This is a genomic window from Streptomyces sp. NPDC034037 (genome assembly GCF_055575715.1).
The window spans coordinates 1-8,720 of sequence record NZ_JBVISC010000017.1; the positions used below are offsets into that span (position 1 = coordinate 1).

At 70.6% G+C, this 8,720-nt stretch carries 3 protein-coding genes and 1 pseudogene; 3 read left to right on the forward strand and 1 reads right to left on the reverse strand.

Annotation, left to right across the window (positions count from 1 at the left end; genetic code table 11):
* Positions 1 to 58 precede the first annotated feature (58 nt).
* The 3 genes and pseudogenes from ACZ516_RS33770 to ACZ516_RS33780 form a co-directional block, all read left to right on the forward strand.
* Positions 59 to 6,229 (forward strand): annotated as a pseudogene (locus ACZ516_RS33770) (SDR family NAD(P)-dependent oxidoreductase); the annotation flags it as partial.
* 33 nt (positions 6,230 to 6,262) lie between these two features.
* Positions 6,263 to 7,300 (forward strand): ketoacyl-ACP synthase III family protein, encoded by a 1,038-nt coding sequence (locus tag ACZ516_RS33775; RefSeq protein ID WP_469013600.1) that lies wholly within the window; start codon positions 6,263 to 6,265, stop codon positions 7,298 to 7,300.
* A 52-nt stretch (positions 7,301 to 7,352) separates the two neighbouring features.
* A complete protein-coding gene (locus ACZ516_RS33780) occupies positions 7,353 to 8,108 on the forward strand; it encodes a thioesterase II family protein (RefSeq protein WP_469013602.1) in 756 nt (251 codons plus the stop codon).
* Between the two features lie 328 nt (positions 8,109 to 8,436).
* On the opposite strand, the gene ACZ516_RS33785 is transcribed toward ACZ516_RS33780, so the two are convergent.
* A partial coding sequence (locus tag ACZ516_RS33785; RefSeq protein ID WP_469013605.1) for a hypothetical protein occupies positions 8,437 to 8,720 on the reverse strand: 284 nt, incomplete at its 5' end.

Consider the following 8,720-nt stretch of genomic DNA (forward strand, 5'->3'; position numbering starts at 1 on the left):
CGTCGGCGGTCTTCTCGCGGAGGGGGACGCGGTCTTCGTCGAGGCGTCGGCCCACCCGGTGCTGACCATCGGGCTCCAGGAGATCGCCGAGGCCCATGGCGCGGACAACAGCGTGGTGCTGGGCTCGCTGCGTCGGAATGAAGGCGGTCTCGACCGCTTCCTGACCTCGCTCGCGGAGGCCTACGTCCAGGGCGTGCCCGTGGACTGGACGGCGGCGTTCACCGGGACCGGCGCGTCCCGCGTCGAGCTGCCCACGTACGCCTTCCAGCGTCAGCGCTACTGGCTGGAGACCTCGCCCGGCTCGGCGCGCGTCGACGAGGTGGAGGCGCGCTTCTGGGAGGCGATCGAGAGCGAGGACCTCGCGTCCCTCGCCGCCACGCTTGAGGTCGAGGGCGATCAAGAGCAAGCGTTGCTGAGCAGCTTGCTGCCCACGCTGGCCTCCTGGCGGCAGAAGCGGCAGACGCAGCGGCGACAGCCGGCCCACCAGCAGTCCGGCACATCGCTCACCGCCGCCGAGGAGGACCCCAACGCGAACGATGGACTCGCCGGGCGGCTCGCCGCGCTCGCCGTGGCCGAGCAGGAGAGGGTGCTGCTCGACCTGGTCCGTACCCACAGCGCGGCGGTGCTGGGGCACGCCGGTATGGACGCGGTCGCGGTGGGACGGGCGTTCAAAGACCTCGGCTTCGACTCGATGCGCCTGATGGAGCTGCGGAAGCGGCTCAACGAGGCCACCGGGCTACGGCTGCCGACGGGCGCGGTCTTCGACTACCCCACGGTCTCGCTGATGGCCGGGTACCTGCGTGCGGAACTCATGGGCTCCGACGCAGACGCCGACGCCGGCGCGGTGGGGGCCGAGACGGCGACGCCGCGCCCGGACGACGAGCCGATCGCGATCGTCGCCATGGGCTGCCGCTTCCCCGGCGACGTCAGCACGCCCGAGGAACTGTGGCAGCTCGTCGCCGAGGGCCGGGACGCGGTCTCCGAGATGCCGAGCGACCGCGGCTGGAACATCGAGGACCTCTACGACCCGGACCCCGAGCAGCCCGGAAAGAGCTACGTCAGGGCGGGCGGCTTCATCCACGACGCCGCCGAGTTCGACCCGGCGTTCTTCGGGATATCGCCGCGTGAGGCGTTGGCGATGGATCCGCAGCAGCGCCTGCTGCTGGAGACCACGTGGGAGGCGCTCGAGCGCGCGGGCATCGACCCGGCCTCGCTCAAGGGCAGCCAGACCGGCGTCTTCGCCGGTACGACGTACCAGGACTACGGCACGCCGCTGTACGTGGCGTCGGAGGGTCTCGACGGCTACCTGCTGACCGGCAAGGCGTCTGCCGTGGTCTCCGGTCGTCTCGCGTACTTCCTCGGCCTCGAAGGCCCCGCCATCACGGTCGACACGGCCTGCTCCTCGTCGCTCGTGGCGCTTCACCAGGCCGCCCAGGCGCTCCGGCACGGCGAGTGCTCGCTGGCCCTGGCCGGTGGTGTGACGGTCATGGGAGCGCCGGGCATCTTCATCGAGTTCAGCCGCCAGCGCGGTCTTTCGGCCGACGGCCGCTGCAAGGCGTTCTCCGCGGAGGCGGACGGTACGGGCTGGGGCGAGGGCGCGGCCATGCTCGTCCTGGAACGGCTCTCCGACGCCCGCCGCAACGGACACCCGGTGCTCGCGGTCATCCGGGGCAGCGCGATCAACCAGGACGGCGCCTCCAACGGCCTGACCGCCCCCAACGGACTCTCCCAGCAGCGGGTCATCCGCCAGGCACTCGCCAACTCCGGCCTCTCGACCACCGACGTGGACGTGGTCGAGGCGCACGGCACGGGCACCACGCTCGGCGATCCGATCGAGGCGGAGGCGCTGCTCGCCACGTACGGCCAGGGGCGGCCCGAGGACCAGCCGCTGTGGCTCGGTTCGCTCAAGTCGAACATCGGCCACACCCAGGCGGCGGGAGGGGTGGCCGGGGTGATGAAGATGGTGCTCGCCCTGCGGCACCGCGTCCTGCCGAAGACACTCCACGCCGACCAGCCGTCGCCCAGGGTGGACTGGACGTCCGGGGCCGTGGAACTGCTCACCGAGCAGCGGGCATGGCCGGAGATCGGCCGACCGCGCCGGGCGGCCGTCTCCGCCTTCGGCGTCAGCGGGACCAACGCCCACCTCATCCTGGAGCAGGCCCCGGCCGAGGAGCAGGCCCCGGCCGAGGAGCCGACGCAGCCGGCGACGCCGGGCCGCGAACCGGTCATGGTGCCGTGGGTGCTCTCTGGTCGCGGTGTGGAGGCGCTGCGGGGGCAGGCGGAGCGGTTGCTGTCGCACGTTGAGGCGCGTGGTGAGTTGTCGGCGATGGATGTGGGGTGGTCGCTTGCCTCTGGTCGGACGCGGTTCGAGCACCGTGCGGTCGTCGTCGGTGACCAAGGAGGGCTGCGTGCGGGGCTGGGTGCTCTGGCGCGGGGTGAGGACGTTGCGGGTGTGGTGACCGGTCCGTCTTCGGGCCTGTCCGGTGCGGGCGACCGGGTGGTGTTCGTCTTCCCGGGTCAGGGTTCGCAGTGGGCGGGTATGGCGGTCGAGCTGCTGGACAGCGCGCCGGTGTTCGCCGACCGGTTCGCTGAGTGCGGGCGGGCGCTGGCGGAGTTTGTCGACTGGGATCTTGAGTCGGTGGTGCGGCAGGTGCCGGGGGCGCCGTCACTGGAGCGGGTGGATGTCGTCCAGCCGGTGCTGTGGGCCGTGATGGTGTCGCTGGCTGAGCTGTGGCGTTCGTACGGTGTTGAGCCCGCGGCGGTCGTGGGGCATTCGCAGGGTGAGATCGCGGCCGCGTGCGTGGCGGGTGGGTTGTCTCTGCGGGATGCGGCGAAGGTGGTGGCGCTGCGTTCGCAGGCGATTGCCGGTGGGCTGGCGGGTCTGGGCGGGATGGTGTCGGTGTCGCTGAGTGCTGGGGAGGTTGCTGAGCGGATCGCGGCGTTCGGTGGCCGGATTCAGGTCGCGGCGGTGAACGGGCCGGCCACGGTGGTGGTGGCCGGTGAGGTCGAGGCGCTTGATGAGTTGCTGGCCGGGTGTGAGGTTGATGGGGTGCGGGCGCGTCGTATCGCGGTGGATTACGCCTCGCATTCGGCGCAGGTGGAGGTCATTGAGGAGCGGTTGGCGGAGCTGTTGGCGGGGATTGAGCCGAAGTCGTCGTCGGTGCCGTTCTATTCGACGGTCACGGGTGCGCTACTGGATACGGCCGAGCTGGATGGCGCGTACTGGTATCGCAACCTGCGGCACACCGTTCGCTTCGAGGAGACCATCGGCGGTCTTCTCGCGGAGGGGGACGCGGTCTTCATCGAGGTATCCGCTCACCCGGTGCTGACCATCGGGCTCCAGGAGATCGCCGAGGCCCGAGGCGCGGAGCAGAGCGTGGTGAACGGCACCCTGCGCCGCAACGAGGGAGGTCCGCAGCGCTTCCTGACCTCCCTCGCCGAGGTGTACGTCCACGGAGTGGCCGTCGACTGGACCAAGGCGTTCGACGGGGCTGGAGCCGCGCGGGTGGATCTGCCGACGTACGCCTTCCAGCGCCAGCGCTACTGGCTGAACGCCTCGCTCGGGGCCGCCGGCACCGGCGCGGTGACCGGCCTCGGGCTCGGTTCCGCCGAGCACCCGCTGCTCGGCGCGGCCGTCGAGCTCGCGGGCTCCGACGGCGTACTGCTGACCGGGCGGCTGTCGCTGCGCTCCCACCCCTGGCTCGCCGATCACGCGGTGGGCGGCACCGTGCTGCTGCCCGGCACCGCGTTCGTGGAACTCGCGGTCCGCGCGGGCGACGAGGTCGGCTACGACCTGGTGGAGGAGCTGACCCTCCAGGCGCCGCTGATCTTCCCGGAGCGCGGCGGTGTGCAACTCCAGCTCACCGTCGAGGAGCCGGACCGTACGGGCAGGCGGGCGCTGAGCGTCTACTCGCGGCGGGACGGCGACTACGGCGCCCAGTCCTGGACGTGCCACGCGACGGGCGTCCTCGCCGTCGCCGACCGGTCCGCCGCCGCGCGACGGAGCGCGACGGTCGACCTGGCCAGCGTGTGGCCGCCGGTGGACGCGGTCCCGATCCAGGTCGAGGACCTGTACGAGAACTTCGCCGCCACCGGCTACGACTACGGGCCGGCCTTCCGGGGCGTGCGGGCCGCGTGGCGGCGCGGGGACGAGATCTTCACCGAGGTCGTGCTCGACGAGGAGCACCACGCGGAGGCCGCCCGCTTCGGCGTCCACCCCGCGCTGCTCGACGCGTCGCTGCACGGGATGCGCCTGGGTGCGTTCTTCTCCGACAACGACCGGGTGAGCCTGCCGTTCTCGTGGAGCGGTGTGACCCTGCACGCCGCCGGAGCGGTGGTGCTGCGGGTCGCCCTCAGCCCCACCGAAGAGGGCCACGACACCGTGGCCATCACAGTGGCCGACGGTACGGGCGCGCCGGTCGCGACGGTCGAATCACTTGTGCTGCGGCCGGTGGACCCGACCCAGCTGGGGCGCTCCCGCGACGGTCTGCGCGACGCGCTGTTCGGCGTGGAGTGGGTCGAGGGCGCAGAGACCCCTCGCCCGGAGGCGGCGCCGGCGGAGTCCACCGCGCCCGGCTCGTGGGTCATCGTCGGCAGCGACGAGTTCCGGGCGCGCTCCGCACTGATGGCCGCGGGGAAGTACGTCGAGGCCTATCCGGACCTGGCGGCGCTGAGCGCGGCCCTCGACGCGGGTGCCGTCACGCCCGAGGTGGTGCTGGTCACCGCCCAGCCCGCGACGACCGGCCCGCTGACCCCCCAGGACGCGGCGGAAGCGGCTCACGAGACGATCCTCTCGGCCCTCCGATCGGTCCAGGCGTGGCTCGCGGACGACAGGTTCGAGGAGTCCCGACTGGTCTTCCTCACCCGTGGCGCGGTCGCCGCCGAACTCACGAAGGGCACGCTCTGCCCGGCCGCCGGCGCCGTATGGGGCCTGGTCCGCTCCGCGGAGACGGAGAGCCCGGGCAGGTTCGTCCTCCTGGACGTCGACGACAGCCGCGCCTCCTGGCGTTCGGTGACGAAGGCACTGGCCTCGTACGAGCCGCAGCTCGTCCTGCGCAAGGGCAAGGTCCGCGTGCCGCGGCTGACCCGTAAGCCGGTGCCGCCGGCCGGCGAGGGCGCGCCCGTGCTCGACCCGAACGGAACGGTGCTGGTCACCGGCGGTACCGGGCTGCTCGGCAGCCTGGTCGCCGACCGGCTGGTGGCCGAGCACGGCGTACGCAACCTCCTGCTCACCAGCCGCCAGGGACCCGAGGCCCCTGGCGCGGCGGAGCTGGCGAAGCGGCTGACCGAACGGGGCGCGCACGTCACCGTGGCCGCGTGCGACGTGGCCGACCGGGACGCCCTGGCGTGGCTGCTGGACTCGGTCCCCGCGGAGCACCCGCTGACCGCGGTCGTGCACACCGCTGGAGTCCTGGACGACGGCATCGTCCCCTCGCTGACCGAGGACCGGGTTCGGGCGGTGCTGCGCCCCAAGGTCGACGCGGCGCTCAACCTGCACGAGCTGACACAGGACCTCGACCTGTCGGCCTTCATCCTGTTCTCCTCCATCTCGGGCACCCTGGGCGGCGCGGGCCAGGCCAACTACGCGGCCGCCAACGCCTTCCTGGACACGCTGGCCCAGGAGCGGCGGGCGCGTGGTGGGCACGCCGTGTCGATGGCGTGGGGCCTGTGGGCCGAGCGCAGCAGCATGACCGGCCACCTGGACCAGGCGGGCACGGCGCGCATGACCCGGTCGAGCCTGACCGAGCTCACCTCGGCCGAGGGCATGGAGCTCTTCGACGCCGCCTGGCACCTGGGCAACGACGAGGCGTTCGTCGTGCCCGCCCGGCTCAACCACGCCGAGTTGAAGGAGCGGGCCAAGGCCGGGACCACACCGCCCCTGCTGCGCGGCATCGTGCGCACCGCGACACGCCGGACCGCCGAGTCCTCTGCCGAGGAAGTCGCCACGCTCAAGACGCGGTTGGCGGAACTGACCGACACCGAGCGGGAGGAAGTCCTCCTCGACCTGGTGCGCCAGTACGTCGCCGACGCCCTCGGCTACGGATCCGCCGACCAGATCGCGCCGGAACAGGCCTTCAAGGACCTGGGCTTCGACTCGCTGTCGGCGCTCGACGTCCGCAACCGGCTCAACGCCGCCACGGACCTGCGGCTGCGGCCCACGCTCGTATTCGACTTCAGCACAGCGGGCCAAATCGCCCGGTACCTCAAGAAGGAAATCCTCGACAGCTGAATCTCTGGTCGAGGACACGAAAGGGAACGCGCAGTGAGAGTAGAAGACGTCTACATCAGCTCTGTCGGTGTGCACCTGCCCGAGTGGGTCAGCAGCGAGCAGGCGATCGCGGAGGGCATGTACGACGAAGAGGTGTACAAGGCCAGCGGCCTGACCGGCACCCACGTGGCCGGTGACGTACCGGCGGTCGACATGGCCGTCAGCGCGGCGCGCAGCGCCATCGAGCGCGCCGGGGTGGAAGCCGAGTCGATCGACTCCCACATTCACAGCAGCGTCTACTACCAGGGCCCGGACGGCGCGTACCCGCCTGGCTACATCCTGCGGGAGCTGGGCGCGGGCAACATACCCGCCCTCGACATCCACCAGGGCTGCAACGGCATGCTCGCGGCGCTGGACACCGCTGTCGGCCAGGTCACCGGCGCCGCGAAGCTGGAGACGGTGCTGCTGACCACGGCCCAGAACTTCAGCACCCCCACGATCAACCGCTGGAAGGACTTCGGCACCACCTACATCCTCTCCGACGGCGCCGCGGCCGCCATCGTCAGCGCCGACAGCGGCTTCGCCGAGATCCGCGCGCTCAACACCGGCACGCTGCACAAGCTGGAGAAGTGGCACCGCGGCGAGGAATCGCTGCTGCCGCCGCAGACCAAGGTCTACGAGGAACTCAGCGTCGGCGAGCGGGCGATCCAGTTCAACGAGAACGACATGCCGCTCACCGAGATCCTGGAGAGCCTGTCCGCGTTCGACCTGGACATCCTCTTCCGCTCGCTGGTCGATGCCGACGTCAACGCCTCCGACATCGCCAAGGTCATCGCGATCAACCTCGACGGCCGCATGATCGACCAGGCGTTGATGCAGCCGCTCGGCCTGCCGATGGAGCGCTCCAGCTGGGAGTTCGGCAAGTCCGTCGGCCACGCGGGCGCCGCCGACCTGATCATCTCGCTCGAGCACAGCGTGCGCACCGGCGAGCTCTCCCCGGGCGACCACGTGCTCCTCACCTCCCAGGGCCCGGGATGGATCTGCTCGTCCGCCGTGCTCAAGATCACGGATGTGCCCAGCTGGGCCAGCTGAGGCCTGCACCAGCCGACGCCGAGCGTCGGCCGAGAGAGGAAGTTGAAACACAGTGACCGGAGCATCCAGTGCCTGGGTCCGACAGTTCCACCCGGCCCCCGAGGCCGCGACGCGGCTCGTCTGCTTCCCCCACGCCGGGGGATCGGCGCCGTTCTACCATCCGGTCTCGCAGCGGCTGTCGCCGGCGGTGGACGTGCTGGCCATCCAGTACCCCGGACGGCAGGACCGGCGGCACGAGCCATGTGTCGAGACGGTCGAGGACCTGGCCGAGCAGTTGGTCGACGAACTGCGCCCGTGGCTCGACAAGCCGGTGACGCTCTTCGGACACAGCATGGGTGCCTCGGTCGCCTTCGAGGTGGCGCGCCGCCTTGAAGCCGCGGGTACGGTGCCGCTCGGCCTGTTTGCCTCGGGCCGCCGCGCACCGTCGCGCCCCCGCGACGAACGCGTCCACGAGTCGGATGACGACGGCCTGATCGCCGAGATGAAGCGGCTGAGCGGCACCGACGCGGCGGTGCTCGGGGACGAGGAGCTGCTGCGCATGGTGCTGCCCGCCATCCGCGCCGACTACCGCGCCGCCGAGCTCTACCGCTACGCGCCGGGTCCGCGGCTGAACTGCCCGATCTACGCGCTGGTGGGTGAGGACGACCCCAAGGTGACGGTCGACGAGGCCACGTCCTGGGCCGACCACACCAACGGGCCGTTCGACATCAAGGTGTTCAAGGGCGGTCACTTCTACATCAATGCGAATGCCGCGGCGGTGATGGACGCGATCGAGGCGCACATCGCGGGAGCCGCCCCGGTGAGCTGACCCGGCGACGGGGAGGCAACGGACGGGGAAGGCAGCTCCTTGTCGGCCGGCAGAACACCTGACGCTAATTCAACAAGGTGACAACAGCCCGCCTTTACCGGCGCGAGGGGAACTGCTGAACCGGTGCAACCTGCGGTTCCGTGCCCAACTCCCCACGTTCCTACCGCTTGTGAGTGACGTCACAGCAGGTGGTCGGAGAGTGAGGCGGGAAGGGCGATGATCACTCTAGGTGAGGGCGCTCCGAGGTGCGGCAGTGATCTTGTGGCTCGCTGCCGCACCTCACTCCGAGTGCTGGTCACCGTCGGTGATTCCCTTTGCCGTGGGTGACTCAATGGTCTCCGGCCTCACCGTTTCCCCTGCCCTTGGCCAGGCTTGACAGGGTGCCAGGGGTGCGATTTAGCTGTGTGTGACTTAGCTGTGTGACGCTGAATAGATAGAAGTAGCGTCCTTTAACGAAGATTTGCCGAAGAATATTCGCCTTGGGTGTATGGGCGAATAGCGGCACGTTTACATCTTGTTTTTCGACCGAGCGGGGGCCGTCGATCGTGTTGTCGGATGCTGGTTTGGTGCGGGATGACGCTGTAGCTGTTGTTGGTGTGTCGTGTCGTTTTC